17 protein-coding genes are annotated in these 19,279 nt (G+C 40.3%); 13 read left to right on the forward strand and 4 right to left on the reverse strand.

Going from position 1 to position 19,279, the window contains the following annotated elements; translation table 11 throughout:
* Positions 1-28 precede the first annotated feature (28 nt).
* Entirely contained in the window at positions 29-661 is a 633-nt protein-coding gene (locus ACTIEV_RS11110) for a PAS domain-containing protein (protein ID WP_439516480.1), read from the reverse strand.
* A gap of 82 nt (positions 662-743) precedes the next feature.
* A complete protein-coding gene (locus ACTIEV_RS11115) occupies positions 744-1,295 on the reverse strand; it encodes a YqgE/AlgH family protein (protein WP_439516481.1) in 552 nt (183 codons plus the stop codon).
* A gap of 119 nt (positions 1,296-1,414) precedes the next feature.
* Here ACTIEV_RS11115 and ACTIEV_RS11120 point away from each other — a divergent pair, with 119 nt between their 5' ends.
* Positions 1,415-2,752, forward strand: coding sequence for a sensor histidine kinase (locus tag ACTIEV_RS11120; protein WP_439516482.1), 1,338 nt, complete (start codon positions 1,415-1,417; stop codon positions 2,750-2,752).
* Here the strand turns inward: ACTIEV_RS11120 and ACTIEV_RS11125 are convergent.
* Both ACTIEV_RS11125 and ACTIEV_RS11130 read right to left on the reverse strand, forming a co-directional pair.
* A complete protein-coding gene (locus ACTIEV_RS11125; RefSeq protein ID WP_322196350.1) occupies positions 2,749-3,978 on the reverse strand; it encodes an S-adenosylmethionine:tRNA ribosyltransferase-isomerase in 1,230 nt (409 codons plus the stop codon). The genes ACTIEV_RS11120 and ACTIEV_RS11125 overlap by 4 nt on opposite strands.
* 52 nt (positions 3,979-4,030) lie before the next feature.
* Positions 4,031-4,426 (reverse strand): hypothetical protein, encoded by a 396-nt coding sequence (locus ACTIEV_RS11130; RefSeq protein WP_322196351.1) that lies wholly within the window; start codon positions 4,424-4,426, stop codon positions 4,031-4,033.
* Between the two features lie 221 nt (positions 4,427-4,647).
* Here ACTIEV_RS11130 and mraZ point away from each other — a divergent pair, with 221 nt between their 5' ends.
* The 12 genes from mraZ (at position 4,648) to ftsA (ending at position 19,227) form a co-directional block, all read left to right on the forward strand.
* Positions 4,648-5,136: a division/cell wall cluster transcriptional repressor MraZ gene (mraZ, locus tag ACTIEV_RS11135; protein WP_322196352.1), complete on the forward strand. Its 489-nt coding sequence runs from the start codon at positions 4,648-4,650 to the stop codon at positions 5,134-5,136.
* 148 nt (positions 5,137-5,284) lie between these two features.
* Positions 5,285-6,190 carry a 16S rRNA (cytosine(1402)-N(4))-methyltransferase RsmH gene (gene rsmH, locus ACTIEV_RS11140; protein ID WP_322196353.1) on the forward strand — a complete coding sequence of 302 codons (906 nt, stop codon included), beginning with the start codon at positions 5,285-5,287 and terminating at the stop codon, positions 6,188-6,190.
* 92 nt (positions 6,191-6,282) lie between these two features.
* Complete coding sequence (locus ACTIEV_RS11145; RefSeq protein ID WP_178889032.1) at positions 6,283-6,606, forward strand: FtsL-like putative cell division protein; 324 nt, start codon at positions 6,283-6,285, stop codon at positions 6,604-6,606.
* 77 nt (positions 6,607-6,683) lie between these two features.
* On the forward strand, positions 6,684-8,795 hold the full coding sequence (locus ACTIEV_RS11150; RefSeq protein ID WP_178889031.1) for a penicillin-binding protein: 2,112 nt from the start codon (positions 6,684-6,686) through the stop codon (positions 8,793-8,795).
* Between the two features lie 6 nt (positions 8,796-8,801).
* On the forward strand, positions 8,802-10,265 hold the full coding sequence (locus ACTIEV_RS11155; protein ID WP_322196355.1) for a UDP-N-acetylmuramoyl-L-alanyl-D-glutamate--2,6-diaminopimelate ligase: 1,464 nt from the start codon (positions 8,802-8,804) through the stop codon (positions 10,263-10,265).
* 14 nt (positions 10,266-10,279) lie between these two features.
* Positions 10,280-11,590: a phospho-N-acetylmuramoyl-pentapeptide-transferase gene (gene mraY / locus ACTIEV_RS11160; protein ID WP_322196356.1), complete on the forward strand. Its 1,311-nt coding sequence runs from the start codon at positions 10,280-10,282 to the stop codon at positions 11,588-11,590.
* Complete coding sequence (gene murD / locus ACTIEV_RS11165) at positions 11,590-12,939, forward strand: UDP-N-acetylmuramoyl-L-alanine--D-glutamate ligase (RefSeq protein ID WP_322196357.1); 1,350 nt, start codon at positions 11,590-11,592, stop codon at positions 12,937-12,939. The genes mraY and murD overlap by 1 nt, the downstream gene beginning before the upstream one ends.
* 38 nt (positions 12,940-12,977) lie before the next feature.
* Positions 12,978-14,258 (forward strand): FtsW/RodA/SpoVE family cell cycle protein, encoded by a 1,281-nt coding sequence (locus ACTIEV_RS11170; RefSeq protein WP_322196358.1) that lies wholly within the window; start codon positions 12,978-12,980, stop codon positions 14,256-14,258.
* A gap of 3 nt (positions 14,259-14,261) precedes the next feature.
* Positions 14,262-15,356: an undecaprenyldiphospho-muramoylpentapeptide beta-N-acetylglucosaminyltransferase gene (murG, locus tag ACTIEV_RS11175; RefSeq protein ID WP_322196359.1), complete on the forward strand. Its 1,095-nt coding sequence runs from the start codon at positions 14,262-14,264 to the stop codon at positions 15,354-15,356.
* Positions 15,349-16,707, forward strand: coding sequence for a UDP-N-acetylmuramate--L-alanine ligase (gene murC, locus ACTIEV_RS11180; protein WP_322196360.1), 1,359 nt, complete (start codon positions 15,349-15,351; stop codon positions 16,705-16,707). Before murG ends, murC begins: the two co-directional genes overlap by 8 nt.
* Before the next feature lie 3 nt (positions 16,708-16,710).
* Positions 16,711-17,754: a cell division protein FtsQ/DivIB gene (locus ACTIEV_RS11185; RefSeq protein ID WP_322196361.1), complete on the forward strand. Its 1,044-nt coding sequence runs from the start codon at positions 16,711-16,713 to the stop codon at positions 17,752-17,754.
* Between the two features lie 99 nt (positions 17,755-17,853).
* On the forward strand, positions 17,854-19,227 hold the full coding sequence (gene ftsA / locus ACTIEV_RS11190; RefSeq protein WP_178889024.1) for a cell division protein FtsA: 1,374 nt from the start codon (positions 17,854-17,856) through the stop codon (positions 19,225-19,227).
* Positions 19,228-19,279: the final 52 nt, after the last annotated feature.

The raw sequence follows: 19,279 nt of genomic DNA on the forward strand, positions 1-19,279 counted from the left end.
TATACAAAATCAATGATAGATATTTAGCTTAGTCGGTAGCTTTTGTACGTTCAATGATGTCTTTGATAAGATGATCGAGTTCTTGCGCAGAGACTTTTAGATACTCAAGCAACTGATGTTGTTGAATGTCCATTTTAGCCATATCACATAGGTTCAGAAGACCGATTATGTTAGCAACGGGTTTTCGTATTTCGTGTGATTGCATCCAAGCAATTTTTTTTAGCTGATCATTTTGATCCTGAATTTTTGATTGGATTTTTTGCTGGTCTGTGATATCATGGTTAATACCAATCAATCTGATGGGTTGCTTCGCGGCATCTCTGATACAGGTAACATTTCCTTTAATGATTCTGATTTCCCCATCCGGTCTGATGATCCTGAATTGAGCAAATAGGGGTTCTGTGGCGTGCACAATATTTTTCATGGCTTCATCGGCACCGGGTAGGTCTTCGGGATGTACTCTTTTTCGAAAATCTTCAATCGTATGAAAGAAATGCTCTTTGGCAACACCATAAATTTCATACATCTTATTATCCCAAATAAGTCTTGAATTGCTGAATTCAAACTCCCAAACACCGAAATTCAGCAGGTGTGAGGCTAACAAAAGTCTTTCGGCTTCCGTAAAGAAGAAATGATGGATATTCGGCTTTTGAGGGTTCAATTGGGGGTATTGAACTATTAAATTAATCTTAATAAAAGGGAATATTTTTTTTAAAAAGCTTTTTAAGGTTTTTTTAATCTCTCTAATTCAATTGAGGATCAATGGGATAATTCACCATTTGTCGGTATTCGCCCCCTAAATCTGTGAGTGATTCCTTCCAAATACCCGTGATATCCGGATTAAAAATGAGGTCATTTTTGGCAACCCTTGTGATCCAGCTTCTATCATCAATCTCCTGTTGTAACTGAGATTCTCCCCAACCACTGTATCCAATAAAAAATCGGATATCGGAAGGGGGTAGCTGTCCGCTGTGTAAAAGCGAAAGGGTTTGCGTAAAATCGCCACTCCAAAATATATGATCGATCACTTCAACGCCTCCTTCAATCAGATCGGGACGACGATGTAAAAAGTGCAATGTATCTTTTTGTACCGGTCCACCTTCTGAAAGGGGAATCAATAAACCTTCGGCATCCGGAACCACATCTTGTAAAGTAAGTTCGATCGGTTTATTGACTACAAAACCAAAACTTCCCTCGTCCTGATGTTCGCAGAGAAATACCACCGTTCTTAAAAAGTTCGGGTCTTTTAAAAATGGATCTGATATCAATAAGATTCCGGATTCTAATGGCACCATACTGAAAAGTTAAGGGAATCTATTTGATCTTACAAGTAGGGTCTGCTCAGCGTTAAAATCGATATAAATCATGGGTCCGGGTTCATGATTAGCTCGTACAGACTACTATATTTGTGAGAATGAAGAGAACTTTCCCCGTTATTGTCATACTGATTACCCTCTCGCTACTTGGACTTTTTATCATACAGAGTTCGTGGCTGAATAATTTGTTTGAGATACGTAATACTGAGTTACTCAATAAAGCATATGAAGCAGCTTCCAATGTAACTGCAAAGCTTACCAATAACGCGCCCGCTTCTCAGCGATTGCGACTGCCCAAACGTGGTGGACTTACTTTCAATCCCGATTTTCATTTGCATATTTTGAAACCACCCACTATTGATCAACGGTTTACTTTTCAGGATGTACATAAAATGGTAAGGCAGGAATTTGATGCGGTAGGATTAAAAGAGATCAAATTTGAGTTTGCGGTGATTGGTCCTACAGAAGAAATTGAAATGTCAACAAAGAAGTTTTCTTCTGAGTATTGGGATACGATTTTAAATAAAAGAATTTATCTACCCATCGTTCCTGCTAGCGCCTCAGATTTTGAAGGATTGAGTGCTACGGAATATTTGGTAGTAGTGGTTCCTGATTTTCAGAAACAGGCTTGGGCATCATTAAAATGGGTGTTTATAGGTGCTGTTGTATTTATGTTCATCATTATTGCAGCTTTCTATGTTACCATTCGCTCATTGTTGAATCAGAAAAAATTGAGTGAGATCAAAAGTGATTTCATCAATAATATGACGCATGAATTTAAGACGCCATTAGCAACCATATCATTAGCAGTAGATGCCATTCGAAATGAAAAAGTGCAGTCGGATCCGGAGAAAATGAAATATTTCAGTGGAATCATCAAAGAAGAAAATATCCGCATGAACAAACATGTAGAGACCATTCTTCAGGCGGCATTGATGGAGAAGCAAGAATTGAAGTTGAATTTAAAAAAGCTGCATGTACATGATGTGGTGCAACATGCGCTGGATAATCATCAATTACAACTTCAGGATAAACAAGGCATGGTTGAACTGCATTTGAATGCTGCCAATGATGTAATTGAAGCTGATGAAGCACATTTTACCAATATGATATCCAATTTGGTGGATAATGCTATCAAGTACTCAAAAGATAAACCACTGATTCGTATCACTACCCATAGTACAACCAAACATATTCTTATTCGCGTAGAAGATAACGGTATTGGTATGAGTAAAGAATCCGTAAAACGCATCTTCGAAAAGTTCTATCGCGCACACACAGGTAATTTACACAATGTAAAAGGATTTGGTTTAGGTATGAGTTATGTAAAGACGGTCATTGATGCACATAAGGGAAAAGTGAAGGTAGATAGTACCCTTGGTAAAGGAAGTGCATTTACGGTTGAAATGTCTTTGATGAAGGGGCATCAAAATTAATCCTGTTTCCACAACAATGATCCATCCCCATAACTCAGGAATCGAAAGTCGTGATCAAGTGCGTATTGATAAATATTTCTCCAGTTGGTTCCTGTAATGGCTGCTACCAATAGTAGTAGTGTAGATTGTGGTTGATGAAAATTCGTGATCAAAGCTTTCATGATCTTGAAAGTATAACCCGGTGCAATAATGATACTTGTTTTAGTGATCAATCGGTATCGTTTTCTTTCATGCAAATAATTTTCAAGTGCTAGGAGTGCTGCCTCTGCACTGGGCAATGCACCTGAATGGTTATACGGATCCCACTGACCAACAGTAAGCTCTTGAATAGCGATAGAAGGTTGATCGATGATTTTCTTACCTAGCCAGTATAAACTTTCAACAGTGCGTAAAGAAGTGGTACCTACAGTGATGATGTTGTGTGATAATGCTTTTCTAATGGTTTCAATTGATTCAATGCTCACATCAATATATTCAGCATGCATCTCATGATCTTGCATTACGGATGCTTTCACCGGTTTAAAAGTGCCGGCCCCTACATGTAGTGTTACGAATTCAGAGTGAATATTTTTTTCAGCCAGTCGTGTGAGCAAGGGAGTCGTGAAATGTAAACCTGCTGTGGGTGCTGCTACAGAACCATCGTATTTGGCATACACTGTTTGATAACGCTCTTTATCTGCATCTTCAACATCACGATCCATATAAGGTGGGAGTGGAAGATTACCGGCATGATGTAAAATATCAGCAAAAGAAAGATGGGTTTCACTCCATTGAAATAAAATGATAAAAGCATCTGATTGTACAGCTACTTTTTCTGCAAATACTTGTATTTGTTGATCCTTCCAGTTAAATGATAAAGAGAGTTGACCTTCTTTCCATTTTTTAGCACCTCCGACCAAACATTTCCAATACACTTGTTGCTTTTGCATCATAGCAGTTGTTACATCTGCGTAACGATCATCAGGCTCCAGACAAAATATTTCGATGGCGCCTCCTGAGGGTTTATAAAAATGCAAACGTGCTTCTACTACTTTGGTATTATTAAATATCAATAGTGTATCAGGAGGTAATAGTTCAGGCAGTGAGCGATATACATCTGTGGTGATACTTGCATTTTGATAGATCAATAATTTACTCAGGTCTCTTTCTTCAACAGGGTAACGGGCAATGCGTTCATCCGGTAGATCGTAACTGAAATCAAGTATCGATAAGTCTTTAGGATGCATATAAATATTCAAGTGAGCGGCAAAGTTAATGATGAAGCTTGCAGTGGAGCGATCATTTCTTTCTTTTCATGCACTTCAATCCACTCCATTGTTCACTTACCGCGCATACTTTCACATCTACCCAGCCTGTAGGCAGTACAATGGATCGGATGGTATCTTCTGTAAGATCGGTGGGAATTCTTGCCGATTTTTTATACCAGGATATCCAAATACTGCCACCCGGGGCTGTTTGGGTGATGAGTTTTGGGAAGATGGTTGTGAGTTCTTGCCGACTGGTAACAAAACAATGGGTCAAATCGGCTTCCCCACTTTTTACCACCTGTTGGCTGACCGATAAACCGATCATCTGCTCATAGTGTTCCGGTGCTGACACAAGCCTGATGCGGGTTTCGGGCTTAATACCCAGTTTCTGCCAGATGGGTTTTCCGGAGTAGCCGATAGGGTTCATGGATGTGATTCTTTATGGATTGATTTTCAATGAAGTACAAGACTATTAAGGTTTTTGATTGGTTTTCCACGCACTATTCACACGAATCCACATTTCATTCACATGCCCTTTTGCCTTCATCTCCTGCAATTCAATGCAGTATTGTATTACAGCGATTTTCTATTTGTGGATAAATAGAGTCTCCCCAAATACGGGTTAAAAGTGGGAAAAAGTGTTATTTTGTGTCAACAAGTGGTAATCTTAAAAATATTTATTCACCAATGACCGGATTTCACGGAGAATACGAAGCTACAGTTGACGCGAAAGGGCGTTTCCTGCTTCCGGGCGGACTGAAAAAACAGTTGCCGGAGGGGGAGAGCCGTTTCATACTCAGCCGTGGTTTCGAAAAATGTCTCACGTTGTATCCTTTGAAAAGTTGGGAATTAATCATTGCCAAGATTAGCCAGTTGAATGATTTCGACCCCAAAGTACGTCAATTCCGCCGTCAGTTTTTGGGTGGTGCTACAGAAATAGAACTGGATAATGCCGGTCGTATGCTGTTGCCTGCTTCACTGAAGGAGTTTGCCGGATTAGGTAAGGATATCATCCTTGCCGCCGCAATGGATCGTTTCGAAATCTGGGATGCTGGTAAGTACAAACAGCTCTTTGAGGATTTCTCACCAGAAGCTTTCAGTAGCCTGGCGCAGGAAGTGATGACTGATAAAATTTGAGAATGATGCAGCTTGACAATTTGAAAATGAAAAACATCGTAAGGTTCATTTTCGACTTCTCAACTCTCCTCTCATTTTTTAAGTTGGTCGATTTAGGAAAAAATATTTCAATCCCGACAAAAGCGGGACAAATTTTCAAATTTTCAAATTGAACACAGGTTATCATATCCCCGTCCTCTATCATGAAACCCTGGAAGGTTTGTCGATCAAGCCCGATGGTGTATATGTGGATTGCACTTTCGGTGGTGGTGGACATAGCAGAGGAATATTGGCGCAGTTGAATGAAAAAGGCAAGCTCTTTGCCTTTGATCAAGATGCAGATGCGCAGAAAAATATTCCGGATGATGGTCGCGTAGTCTTTGTACCGCAAAACTTTCGTCACCTGCAACGCTTTCTTCGTTTGCATGAAGTACAGGCAGTTGATGGTATTCTCGCTGATCTGGGTGTTAGCAGTCACCAGTTTGATGAAGGTGATCGCGGCTTCTCTATTCGCTTCTCCGGTCCATTGGATATGCGGATGGATAGACGCCAATCGCTCAGTGCTGCAGATATTGTAAAAGGATATACCGAACAACAATTGCACAAATTGTTTGAACAGTATGGCGAAGTCAGTAATTCAAAAACACTGGCCAAGCAAATCGTTCAACAACGCAATCATATCCAAGTACAAAACATCGAACAGTTTAAGGCACTGATTAGTCCGGTGGTGAAAGGAAATCCGAACAAGTACTTGGCTCAGGTATTCCAGGCGCTTCGTATGGAAGTGAACGACGAAATGGGGGCATTGAAAGAAATGTTACAGCAGGTTCCTGCTGTACTCAAAGCAGGTGGTCGTATTGCCATCATCACTTTCCATTCTATAGAAGACAGGCTGGTAAAGAACTTTTTCCGGCAGGGGAGTTTCGACGAAACACCTGATAACCCGCTGTTGCCTGTAGTGAAAGAGCAAGTGCTGAAAGTGATCACAAAAAAACCAATAACAGCATCAGCAGAAGAGCTGAAACAAAATAGCAGAAGCAGAAGTGCAAAGTTGAGAGTGGCGGAGAGGGTGTGAGTGAGTAGTGAGAGGTGAAATGTGAATGGTGAAAGGTGAAAAATGAAAGGGTTTGTCTGTCAACTGTCAACTATCATCTGTCAACTAAAAAAATGTCCGAGTCAGAAAAAATACAAACGCAAAAAAATCCGCTGAAAGGTTTATTCAACTATCAGTGGATACTGAAGAACATTCCGTTTTTTCTTTTTCTGTCTTTTCTGGCGGTTTTATATATCGCTAACGGACATATGGCTGATAGAACAATTCGGAATATCAACAATACAACAAAGCAGTTGAAAGAGCTGCAATATGAATACAAGACACTGAAGAGTGAAGTGATGTTTAAGAGTGAAGAGCAGCAAGTGATTAAGGCGACAGAGCCGTTGGGATTGAAAGTGATTAAGGAGACGCCGGTGAGGTTGAAGAGTGAGAAGTGAAGAGTGAAAGGTGAATTGTGAATTGTGAAATGTGAATGGATTTTTTTTGGATTGACTTATAAAAACCGTACCCTACCTTGGAAGTAAAACGCGACATACTTTGGCGTGTATACCTCAGTTATATACTGGTGGTGGCTGTTTGTATCGCCATTTTTGGTAAGGCGGTATACATTCAGCAAGTAGAAGGTGGCTATTGGAGAAGTATGAGCGACAGTCTTCATCAACGCATCGACGAAATAGAAGCTGAGCGTGGCACCATTTATAGTGAAGACGGACAAATGCTCAGTACCAGTATTCCTCAGTTCGATATCTACATGGATTTCAGGGTAGAATCGCTCCGCGCAAAAAATGGATTGTTGTTTCGTGAGAACATTGATTCTCTGAGTTATTATTTGGCAGATCTTTTTAAAGATCAGTCTAAGGAAGATTATAAAGCTTTATTAAAGCAAGGCTATAAAAACAACGATGCGTATTTCCTGCTAAAAAAGAAAATCTCTTTCCGTGAATACGAGCAATTGAGAAAATTCCCGCTGTTTCGTTTGGGTAGGTATAAGAGTGGCATGATCGCTAATGAAAAAACCATTCGTCTGAACCCATACAAAATGCTGGCCTTTAGAACCATCGGTTTGGCAAGAGATGCGAATAAGGTAGGATTGGAAATGACTTATGATAGCATCCTAAAAGGAAGAAACGGCAAACAATTGGTTCGATCTATTGCAGGTGGTGTTCATGTTCCGGTTGATGCAGATACCTATGAAATTGAACCTGAGACAGGCAAAGACATTGTAAGTACCATTGATGTTTTCATTCAGGAAGTGACGGAGAATGCCTTGATGAAAATGATGATCAAAAACGAAGCTGAATATGGAACAGCGATCGTGATGGAAACCAAAACCGGTAAGATCAAAGCCATTGCCAATTTAGGAAAAAGAGGAGAGGGCAACTACTGGGAAGACTTTAACTATGCAATCAGTCCATCTGAACCCGGTTCTACTTTCAAGCTAGCTACTATGATGGCTTTGCTGGAAGACAAAAAAATCAGTTTGAATCAAGGTGTGGATTTAGAGGGTGGTACTTGGAAAACTGCCGGTCAGGTGGTGTATGATAGCGAAAAGCATGGAAGAAATATTGTTTCAGTCAAGCAAGCATTCGAGTTGAGTTCCAATGTTGGGATGGCGAAACTAGCTTCTGCGCACTATGCATCCAATCCTTCTCGTTTTATTGCGCACCTGAAAAAAATGAGAATGGATACACTCACAGGTATCGATCTAACCGGTGAACGTAATCCAACCATTTTCAAACCCGGACATAAACTTTGGGGGCCTACCACTTTGCCATGGATGGCATTCGGTTACAATTTGGCGGTGAGTCCATTGCAAACCTTATCGCTTTACAATGCTGTGGCCAATGATGGTAAGATGATGAAGCCTTATTTGGTATCTGCTATCAAAGAAGAGGGTGTGCTTCAAAAATCATTTGCTCCAACAGTGGTTGATGAGAAAATCTGCAGTGATGAAACATTGAAACAGCTAAGAGAATGTTTGGAAGGTGTTTGTATATCGGGTACAGCTGCCTTGCTTTTCAAAGGATCGCCTTATGCAGTTGCCGGTAAAACAGGTACAGCTTTGGTTGCCAATGGTAACAGAGGATATGCTGACAAGATTTATCAATCTTCTTTTGCCGGTTATTTTCCTGCTAATGATCCCCAATATACTTGTATAGTAGTGATCAAGAATAAGCCACATGCAGCTGTATACTATGGTGGTTCGGTAGCCGGACCTGTATTTAAAGAAATCGCTGATAGATTATTCAGCACCTATGTACGTGTAGGCAATATTGCAAAGCAGCAAGCAAAATTAGATAGCAGTTATTTCATGTATGCAGGTTTCAAACCGGATGTGACAACTGTGACACAAAAATTGAATATCCCATTCAAGGATTCATCTCGTAGGGCAGATGAGTGGGTGGCGATGAGTGGAAAGAATAGTACAGTTACGATTCAAGCCAAACAAGTTTCTGATAAAGCCATGCCTCTACTAAAAGGAATGGGATTGAAAGATGTGGTTTATCTGTGTGAGAATTTAGGATTAAAAGTACAGGTACAGGGAAAAGGAAAAGTAGTTGCTCAATCGATATTACCCGGACAACAATTTGCCAAAGGACAACTGGTCAATATCGCGCTTAATTAAATGGAGATGACAAAACTGCAAGACATATTATACAAGGTTCATCTGAAGCAGGTACATGGTAGTACAGATATTAGGGTAACCGGTATTCAGATCGATTCCAGAAAACTGGAAAAGGGCAATGTATTTGTAGCGATCAGAGGAGCAGTTTCAGATGGACATCAATTCATCGATAAAGCTATTGAGTCTGGGGCCACAGTCATCGTATGTGATAAGATGCCTGCAACTTTTCAAGAAGAAGTTACTTATCTGGAGGTAAATGATACACAAGAAGCAGTGGCTTTTATGGCACATCAGTTTTATGATGAGCCTTCTACGAAAGTAAAATTGGTAGGTGTTACAGGAACCAATGGAAAAACAACGATTGCTACTGTACTCTTTAAATTATTCAGCAGATTGGGATATAAATGTGGTTTGATTAGTACGGTACAGAATCAGATTGGGAATGATATTATTCCTGCTACCCATACTACTCCTGATGCGGTTAATCTGAATGCATTGCTCAGACTTATGGTTGATTCCGGATGTAGTCATGTTTTCATGGAGTGCAGTAGTCATGCTATTCATCAGCATCGCATTACAGGGTTGCAGTTTACCGGTGCATTGTTTAGCAATATCACACATGATCATTTAGACTATCATAAAACTTTTGAAGAATATATCCGTGTAAAAAAATCATTCTTCGATCATTTGCCTGCATCGGCTTTTGCTATTTCGAATGCAGATGATAAGCGAGGAGAAGTGATGTTGCAGAATACACAGGCGACCAAATATTTCTACAGCCTTAAAACATTGGCATCCTTCAAAGGAAAGATTCTGGAGAATGCATTGACAGGTCTGGTAATGACAGTGAATGATAAAGAAGTTCATTTTCGTTTGATCGGTGAATTCAATGCGTATAATCTATTGGCTGTATATGGTGCTGCTGTTTGTTTGGGAGAAGAGAGTGATGAAGTGCTTACCCAGTTAAGCATGTTGAGTGGTGCAGAGGGCAGGTTCGATTATGTAATCAGTAGTGGACTCATCATCGGTATTGTAGACTACGCACACACTCCCGATGCTTTGGAGAATGTACTGATGACCATCAAAAAGTTAAGAAAAGGGCATGAGCAGGTGATTACGGTTGTAGGCTGTGGTGGTGATCGAGATAAGACCAAGCGTCCTATCATGGCGCAAACAGCATGTGACTTGAGTGACAGAGTGATATTGACCAGCGATAATCCTAGAACAGAAGACCCGGAAATGATTTTGAAAGATATGGAAGGAGGGTTGAGTAGTTCTGCAAGAAGAAAATACATCTCTATTGTAGACAGAAAGGAGGCGATTAGAACAGCGGTAAGTTATGCAGGTGCTGATGATATCATTTTAGTAGCAGGCAAGGGGCACGAAAAATACCAGGATATCAAAGGCGTAAAATATGCTTTTGACGATAAAGAAGTGTTACAGGAGATGTTTAAAGAATTGGGTAAATAATCAAAACCAAACACATGTTATACCAATTATTTACATGGCTAAAACAGGAGTTCAACATGCCCGGTGCAGGTATGTTTCAATTCTTGACTTTCAGGATTGCGATGGCGGTTCTTTTGTCGCTAGTCATTGCCACTGTGTATGGTAAGCGTTTGATTTTATTCCTGCAGAAAAAACAGATCGGTGAAACAGTCAGAGATTTAGGACTACAAGGTGAGCACCTGAAGAAAGGAACACCCACCATGGGCGGTATCATCATTCTTTTGAGCATATTGATTCCGACTTTACTCTTTGCCAATCTGGATAAAGTATATATCCGTTTGATGATTTTGTGTACGGTTTGGCTGGGTATCATCGGGTTTCTGGATGACTACTTTAAAATACGCGCAAGAAAATCAGCGCAACAAAAAGGAGAGTCTTACAAGAAAAAAGATAGTGATGGTTTGGCAGGTATCTCTAAGATCATTGGACAAGTAGGATTGGGCATCATCATTGGTACTACACTGTATTTCAGTAATGCGGTAACAGTAGAAAGAGAGATCGTTTCAACAGCTTATGCAACGCTGCAGCAAGGAGAACGTTTTGCAAAAGATACCAATATCGTTACCAGAACCATCAATGGTGAGGAACGTCGATATGTAAAAGTAAAGACTCCTATCACCACCATTCCTTTTGTAAAAAATCATGAATTCAATTACAGCAAACTGATCAGCTGGATGGGTAAAGATGCAGAGAAGTATACCTGGATCATTTATATACTCATCGTAACATTCATCATTACTGCAGTATCCAACGGCGCAAATATTACAGATGGATTGGATGGATTGGCAGCAGGTGTGAGTGCGATCATTGGGGTGGCTTTAGGAGTATTCATTTATGTGAGTGGTAACTATGTATTAGCCGACTATCTGAATGTGATGTACATACCCAATCTAGGTGAGTTGTCCATATTCGTAGGCGCATTTGTAGGTGCGTGTATTGGTTTCTTATGGTACAATGTGTACCCTGCACAAGTGTTCATGGGTGATACCGGAAGTCTTGCATTAGGAGGTATCATCGCTTCACTTGCCATCATTGTTCGAAAAGAATTATTGATCCCTATTTTCTGTGGTGTTTTTCTCATCGAATTATTAAGTGTCATGATTCAGGTGAGCTATTTCAAATACACGAAGAAAAAATTTGGTGAGGGCAGAAGGATTTTTCTGATGAGTCCATTACACCATCACTATCAGAAGAAAGGATTCCATGAAAATAAAATTGCTATCAGGTTTTGGATCGTTACAGTATTGTGTGTGGTGATGTCGATTCTGACCCTGAAAATGAGATAATGGAAATGAAGCAACACAGACTGGTCATATTAGGTGGTGGAGAAAGCGGTGTAGGTGCTGCGCTACTTGGAAAACAAAAAGGGTATGATGTTTTTCTGAGTGATGGCGGACAGATCAAACCTGTATATGAAAAAGAGCTCATTGACAATCAGATTGATTTTGAATCAGCTAAACACAGTTTAGAACTGATCCTGAATGCAGATGAAGTGATGAAGAGTCCGGGTATACCGGAAAAAAATGAAGTAGTGAAAGCTATACGTGCCAAAGGTATTCCGGTGATCAGTGAAGTGGAGTTGGCTTACCGGTTTAAAGGTGATAGTAAGATCGTAGCCATTACCGGTAGCAATGGAAAAAGCACTACTACATCATTGATTTATCACATCTGTAAAACAGCGGGATTGGATTGTGCCTTGGTGGGCAATATTGGTTACTCATTCGCCAAGCAAGTTGCTGAAGATCCTAAACCATTGTATGTAGCAGAGATCAGTTCTTTTCAGCTGGATGATATCAAGGATTTCCGTGCAGATGTAAGTGTGTTGTTGAATATCACGGAAGATCATCTCGATCGGTATGACTACAAGTTCGAGAACTATATCAACAGCAAATTCAAGATCATTCAAAACCAAACCATGAATGATTATTTCATCTACTGTCAAGATGATGAAGTGATCATGAACAAACTGAGATTACTAACCATCCATACTAACCCATTACCATTCTCTATGAAACAAGAAGTAAAAAAAGGCGGCTACATCAAAGGAGACCAGATGATGCTGAGAATCCAAGAAGAAAGAGTAAGCATGAGTATTTATGATTTTGCCCTCAAGGGTAAACACAACAACTACAACACTATGGCTGCAGGTATTGCCGCAACGACTTTGGGAATCAGGAAAGAAAAGATCAGAGAAGCCGTCAAGAATTTCCATAGTCTGGAACATCGCATGGAGTTTGTTGCGATGGTAAGAGGTGTTGAGTTCATTAATGACAGTAAAGCTACCAATGTAAACAGTACTTGGTATGCATTGGAAAGTATGACCAAGCCTACTGTATTGGTATTGGGTGGTACAGATAAAGGTAATGACTATACCCTGATCGAGGAACTGGTTAAGGAAAAAGTAAAAGCCATTGTTTGTATGGGGCTCGATAATAGTAAGATCATAGAGGCATTTAAAGACATTGTTCCTGTAATTGTTGAAACGGATAGCGCTAAGAAAGCTGTGAATACTTCTTTTAAGTTGGCAGCAAAAGGTGATGTGGTTTTATTAAGTCCAGCATGCGCCAGTTTTGATCTGTTCAAAAATTATGAAGATCGCGGTACACAGTTCAAAGAAGCGGTAAAAGAATTATGAAATCTTTTTGTTGATCCGGACGGAATCAGAAATACAATATGTCAGAAGTAACCGATAAACTATTTTCTCAGATACCCAGTGTAGAAGGGGTTAGGAGTCAGCTTGTAGATAGAGCAAGAGGGGATAAATATATCTGGGGAATTGTTTTGCTCTTATCATTGATATCCATTCTAGTAGTATACAGTGCTACCGGGTCATTGGCTTATAAGATGTATAAGGGTAATACCAATGTTTATCTCTTTAAACAGGTATCATTTACGGTGGTGGGATTGTTATTGATCTACTTTCTACACCGGATCAATTATTCCTTATTCTCACGAATAGCTACCATTCTTTTTTTAATATCGATTCCATTATTGATCTATACCTTGTTTTTTGGAGCAAGAATCAATGAGGGAAGCAGATGGATTAAATTACCGATCATACAATTAACGGTACAAACCAGTGACTTGGCTAAACTGGCATTGTTCATGTACATTTCGCGATTGCTGAGCAAGAAACAAGAAATCATCAAGGACTTTAAAAAAGGATTTCTTCCGGTAGTAATACCCGTACTGATTATTTGTGCTTTGATCATGCCGGCCAATCTTTCTAATGCTTTACTCACAGGAGCTACCTCACTGTTATTGATGTTTATCGGTCGTGTAAGTCTGAAGCATATTTTACTTACGATTGGTATCGCATTGATACCGGTGCTTTTTATTATATCGGTAGCTGTAATGACCCATCAGAGTAAAGCCAAAGCTGATGGGCCTGTGGTAGCAGAAAAAGCAAAATCAATCGGACGATTTGGAACCTGGGTAAAGCGTGTACAAGATTTTATTTATGCAGAACAGGCAGAAGTGCCCTACCAGGTACAGCAAGCTAAAATTGCCATTGCGAATGGTGGGGTCTTAATGGGGTTAGGTCCGGGTAATAGTCAGCAGAGAAATTTTTTACCACAGGCTTATAATGATTTTATCTATTCCATTATCATTGAAGAATATGGATTGTTAGGTGGTGCTTTCATGATTTTTATCTATCTGGTATTTCTATTTAGGTGTATTCGAATTTTTAGAAGATGTCCTTATGCATTTGGTGCATTTCTCGCATTGGGATTAAGCTTCACCCTGGTGATACAGGCAGTAGCGAATATGGCAGTAAATGTAAACCTAGTGCCTGTAACAGGAGTCACTTTGCCACTCGTGAGTATGGGGGGTAGTTCATTTTTATTTACCTGTTGTTCTATCGGTATCATATTAAGTGTAGCAAGAAATGTGGAACAGATGGAAGGAAAGCCGGAGCCGGCACCATTACAAACCACAACTGTAACTGTATAAGCAATGGCAAAGAAAATTATCATAGCAGGAGGAGGAACCGGTGGACATATATTTCCGGCGATTGCTATTGCCAATGCCATTAAAAAGCTGGCGCCTGATACGGAGATCTTATTTATTGGTGCGAAGGGCAAAATGGAAATGGAAAAAGTACCTCAGGCGGGATATACCATTGAAGGATTGGATATTGCAGGGTTTAATAGAACCAACTTATTTAAGAATATTTCACTACCCATCAAATTGATGAAAAGTTTTTGGAAAGTACGTCAATTGATCGGGTCTTTTAATCCTGATGCTGTCATTGGTGTGGGCGGATATTCAACCTATCCTGTTCTGCGTTTTGCACAACAAAAGAATATACCCACATTTATTCATGAAGCCAATTCCTTTGCAGGCAAGAGTAATATGCTGCTAGGAAAAAGGGCGATTCATGTTTTTGTTGCAACAGCGGGTATGGAAACATTTTTTCCTGCCGAAAAAATTACCATCACCGGAAATCCGGTACGATCTACGATCACATCTATGCATATTTCTCATACCGAAGCTTTGAAATTTTTCGGTTTGGGTGATGATAAAAAAACAGTTCTCGTTATTGGAGGAAGTTTGGGTGCAAGAAGTATCAATGAAGTAATAGCTGCCCATATTCATGAATTTTCTTCACTGGGATTACAATTGATCTGGCAAACAGGAAAGAATAATGCAGATGCTTACCTGCAAAGAGCAAAGCCGTTCTCCAATATCTATGTCAATAGTTTTATTACTGATATGGATAAAGCATATGCGGCTGCAGATATTGTGATATCAAGAGCTGGTGCTATGTCTGTGGCAGAATTATGTGTAGTTAAAAAGCCGGTGATATTTGTGCCTTATCCTTTTGCTGCGGAAGATCATCAAACCGCAAACGCTATGCATTTGGTAAATCATCAGGCGGCATTAATTGTAAAGGATGCAGAAGTGTCTGCTAAGCTTTTTTCAACGATGGTTTCGCTTGCCAAAAATGAAGATCAGCAACAAACATTAAGTAATAACATCGCTTCATTGGCCATTACAGATGCAGATACTGTGATTGCTCAAAAAGTTTTAAGCTATATCCGTGCATAAACTGAACGACATACAAAAAATTTACTTTATCGGTATCGGTGGTATCGGTATGAGTGCATTGGCGCGTTATTTTAAATCAAGAGGGGCGGCGGTAAGTGGCTATGATAAAACCGTTACACCCTTAACAAAAGAATTGGAACAACAGGGTATTGCTATTCATTATGAAGAAAGGGTAGACCTGATCCCGAAAGACGTAGATGCAGTGGTATATACACCCGCCATTCCTTCCAATCATGCTGAGTTAGTGTATTATCGCGAACATCAATATACGGTCGTTAAACGGAGTGATGTATTACAGTGGATCACCGAAGGTTCTTTTAATATCTGTGTTGGCGGTACCCATGGTAAAACAACTGTTACTTCCATGATTGCTCATTTGTTGCGTCATTCAGGTTATGGATGTAATGCTTTCTTAGGTGGTATTGCAGCCAATTACAATACCAATTTCTGGAGCAGTGAGCGAAATGTAGTAGTGGTAGAAGCAGATGAATACGATCGTAGTTTTCTGAAACTGGTTCCGGATATCGCGGTGGTGACAGCCATCGATCCCGATCATTTGGATATTTATGGAACACCGGAAGAAGTAGAGAATGCTTTTGTACAATTTGCAGGAAAAGTAAAACCCGGTGGCTGTTTGGTAACCAAAAAAGGATTGAGTAGAGAGTCTGAACTGAATGCGTCCCATAATTATCGGTATGCCTATCATCAGTCAGATGCAGATGTGACTACAATAGGTCTGAAAGTTGAGAATGGTAGTTACACATTTGATGTACAAGGTCCAACATGGGTGATTAAGGATATTACCCTGCATATGGGTGGATTGCACAATATTGAAAATGCGGTTGCAGCGATTACAGTAGCTAAACATTTGGGTATTGATGATGATAAAATTCGTGCAGCAGTAGCAGATTTTAAAGGTGTTCGCAGAAGATTTGAGTATGCATTGAAAAATGCACAGCATGTGGTGATCGATGATTATGCACATCACCCGGAAGAACTAAGGGCATTGATCAGTGGTGTGCGAAGCATTTTTAACAAACAATCACTTACACTGGTTTTTCAACCGCATCTGTTCAGTAGAACCAATGATCTGGCTGATGGGTTTGCAGAAAGTTTAGATATGGCAGATCAGATCATCTTATTACCCATTTATCCGGCACGAGAGTTACCTATGCCGGGCGTAACCAGTGATATGCTGTTACAAAGAATGAAAGCAAAACATAAAATGATCTTAGAGAAGCAGGACATGCTGAATTGGATCAAAGAAAACAAGCCATCATTGGTGGTGATGGCAGGTGCGGGAGATATTGATGCGTTGGTACAACCGGTAAAAGCGATATTGGAGCAATAGTATATGAATAAGATTGCATGGAAGAAAAGGCTGATTCAAGCCGTCTGGATACTGGCGGGTATTGGTACCATTGTACTGATGGGGGCAGCCATGCAACACAAGAACAGAAAAAAATGTACCGACATAAAAATTGAGATCAGCGGAATTGAAGAACATATGTTCATTGATGAGAAAGATGTGCTGGACTTGATTCAATCAAAAGGAAAAGTAACCGGAATAGCTGTGGCAGCTTTGGATCTGCGCGCAATGGAAACATCACTGGAAACCAATCCATGGGTTCGGAATGCAGAAATGTATATCGATAATCAACAGGTATTACAAGTGTTGATTGAGGAAAGACAACCTGTTGCCCGTGTATTCACGATTCAGGGAGGGTCTTTTTATGTGGACAGTTCAGGTATGCGATTGCCGTTGAGTGAAAAACTATCTGCACGTGTACCTATGTTCACCGGTTTTCCTTCTGATAATGTCAAATTATCAAAACCGGATAGTGTATTGTTAAAGGATATTGTGAAAATCGGAGAGTTTGTATTGGCAGATTCTTTCTGGATGGCACAGGTTGCTCAGATCGATATTGAACCGGGTCGTCAATATGAACTGATACCCGTGGTAGGGGATCATGTGGTATCCATTGGTAATGCAGAAGACCTAGATGCCAAGTTCAATCGTCTCTATACATTTTATAAGCAAGCCTGGTTGCAAAAGGGAATACACTACTATGAACGTTTGAATGTACAGTTCGATAAGCAAGTGGTAGCAGTAAAAAGGGGTGCGGCGGCTATGCGACAGGATTCTACGGCTGCTTTGGCCTTGATACGTCAGATGACTGATCCCTTGATTACAGTACCGGTGACAGTACCGAAGGACAGTATTTCAAAACCCAATCCGGTCTTGGTGGTGGAAAAGCCTGTGCAAGAAAAAGCAGCTGTTAAAACTATTACTAACAATAACAATAAAATAAATACGAATCCGTTATCGAAGAAGGTAGCTACTGAACAAAAGAAGGAAGTAGTGAAGCCGAAGGCGGTGATGAGGAAGAATGAGTAGTTGAATCGTGAATTGTGAATGGTGAATTGTCAATATTCACAATTGACCATTGACAATTCACCATTCACAAAAATTGGAAACAACTAAAACACATACCTTATGAATCACAATGAATCACCCATCATTGTTGGTCTGGACATCGGAACTACTAAAATTGCGGCCATTGCCGGTCGTAAGAATGAGTATGGCAAACTGGAGATATTAGGTTTTGGCCGTGCCAACAGCAGCGGTGTACAACACGGACAAGTGTTGAACATCGATCAAACCATTAAAGCGATTCAGCAAGCTTTACAAAACTGTTATGACAGCAATCCTGATCTTGAGATCAATGAAGTTTATGTAGGCATTGCCGGTCACCACATCAAAAGCTTACAGACACGTGGCGACATGGTGCGTCAAGAGCATGAAACTGAGATCCAGCGCTGGGAGATCGATCAGTTATTGAATAACCAACGTAAGACCTTCATCCCTGCCGGTGATCAGATCATTGATGTGATTCCGCAGGATTTCCATGTAGACAATATTCAGAATATCAAAGATCCGGTTGGTTACAATGGGGTGAAAGTGGGCGCTAATTTCCATATCATCACCGGTGACCGTAATGCGATCAGAAATATTCACCGTGCAGTAGACAGAAGTGGTTTAAGTACCAAAGATCTGGTATTACAACCCTTGGCTTCTGCCAGTGCGGTAATGAGTGATATCGATATGGAAGCGGGTGTTGCCATCCTTGATATTGGTGGTGGTACCAGTGACCTCGCGGTTTTCTATGAAGGCATTTTAAAACATACAGCAGTGATTCCATTTGGTGGTGAGAATATCACCAATGATATCCGTATGGGTTTAGGTGTATTGAAGAGTCAGGCTGAAGCCATGAAAGTTCAATTCGGAAGTGCTTTGGCAGATGAGGCAAAAGCCAATGCGTTCATTACGATCCCCGGGTTGAAAGGAATGCCGGCCAAAGAAATCAGCGTGAAGAATCTCGCGGCAATTATCCAAGCAAGAATGAGTGAGATACTTGATTTTGTGACCTATCATATCAAAACAGTAGGATTGGATAGTCGTGCATTGAATGGTGGTATCATCCTTACCGGTGGTGGATCTCAGCTCAAGCATTTGATTCAATTAACTGAATATACTACCGGATTGAATGCAAGAATCGGATTGCCGAATGAACACTTGGCGCCGAATCATATTGAAGAGTTGAAAAAGCCAATGTATGCAACCTGTTTGGGTTTGATCTTGAAAGGGTATAGTGATTATGATCACAAATACAAAGAGTTCAATGAGCAATTCAAGAAGGTAGAAGTGCCTAAGAACCTGAAAGTGGAAGCTCCTGAGATCAGTGTACCGGAAATCCCGGCAGCTCCTCAGCCCATTGATGGCAATACCAGAAAAACAAAGTTCTGGGATAAGTTCAAAAACAATCTGATTGATCTCTTTAAAGAAGAGGAAGATCAGATGATAAAATAAAACACGGATAATCAGCGTTTCCTATTTATTCGTCCTAATGAAAACACAGACA

Origin of the sequence: Sediminibacterium sp., from assembly GCF_051861365.1 — a bacterium.
In the GTDB taxonomy this organism is placed as follows: Bacteria; Bacteroidota; Bacteroidia; order Chitinophagales; family Chitinophagaceae; genus Sediminibacterium.

Excerpts from the sequence above, each read along its gene's own strand:
- murG (WP_322196359.1), top strand. The coding sequence starts at position 14,262 with ATGGCAAAGAAAATTATCATAGCAGGAGGAGGAACCGGTGGACATATA.
- ACTIEV_RS11185 (WP_322196361.1), top strand. The coding sequence starts at position 16,711 with ATGAATAAGATTGCATGGAAGAAAAGGCTGATTCAAGCCGTCTGGATA.
- murD (WP_322196357.1), top strand. The coding sequence starts at position 11,590 with ATGGAAATGAAGCAACACAGACTGGTCATATTAGGTGGTGGAGAAAGC.
- ACTIEV_RS11125 (WP_322196350.1), bottom strand. The coding sequence starts at position 3,978 with ATGCATCCTAAAGACTTATCGATACTTGATTTCAGTTACGATCTACCG.
- mraY (WP_322196356.1), top strand. The coding sequence starts at position 10,280 with ATGTTATACCAATTATTTACATGGCTAAAACAGGAGTTCAACATGCCC.
- ACTIEV_RS11155 (WP_322196355.1), top strand. The coding sequence starts at position 8,802 with ATGACAAAACTGCAAGACATATTATACAAGGTTCATCTGAAGCAGGTA.
- ACTIEV_RS11145 (WP_178889032.1), top strand. The coding sequence starts at position 6,283 with ATGTCCGAGTCAGAAAAAATACAAACGCAAAAAAATCCGCTGAAAGGT.
- ACTIEV_RS11115 (WP_439516481.1), bottom strand. The coding sequence starts at position 1,295 with ATGGTGCCATTAGAATCCGGAATCTTATTGATATCAGATCCATTTTTA.
- ftsA (WP_178889024.1), top strand. The coding sequence starts at position 17,854 with ATGAATCACAATGAATCACCCATCATTGTTGGTCTGGACATCGGAACT.
- ACTIEV_RS11130 (WP_322196351.1), bottom strand. The coding sequence starts at position 4,426 with ATGAACCCTATCGGCTACTCCGGAAAACCCATCTGGCAGAAACTGGGT.
- ACTIEV_RS11170 (WP_322196358.1), top strand. The coding sequence starts at position 12,978 with ATGTCAGAAGTAACCGATAAACTATTTTCTCAGATACCCAGTGTAGAA.
- ACTIEV_RS11120 (WP_439516482.1), top strand. The coding sequence starts at position 1,415 with ATGAAGAGAACTTTCCCCGTTATTGTCATACTGATTACCCTCTCGCTA.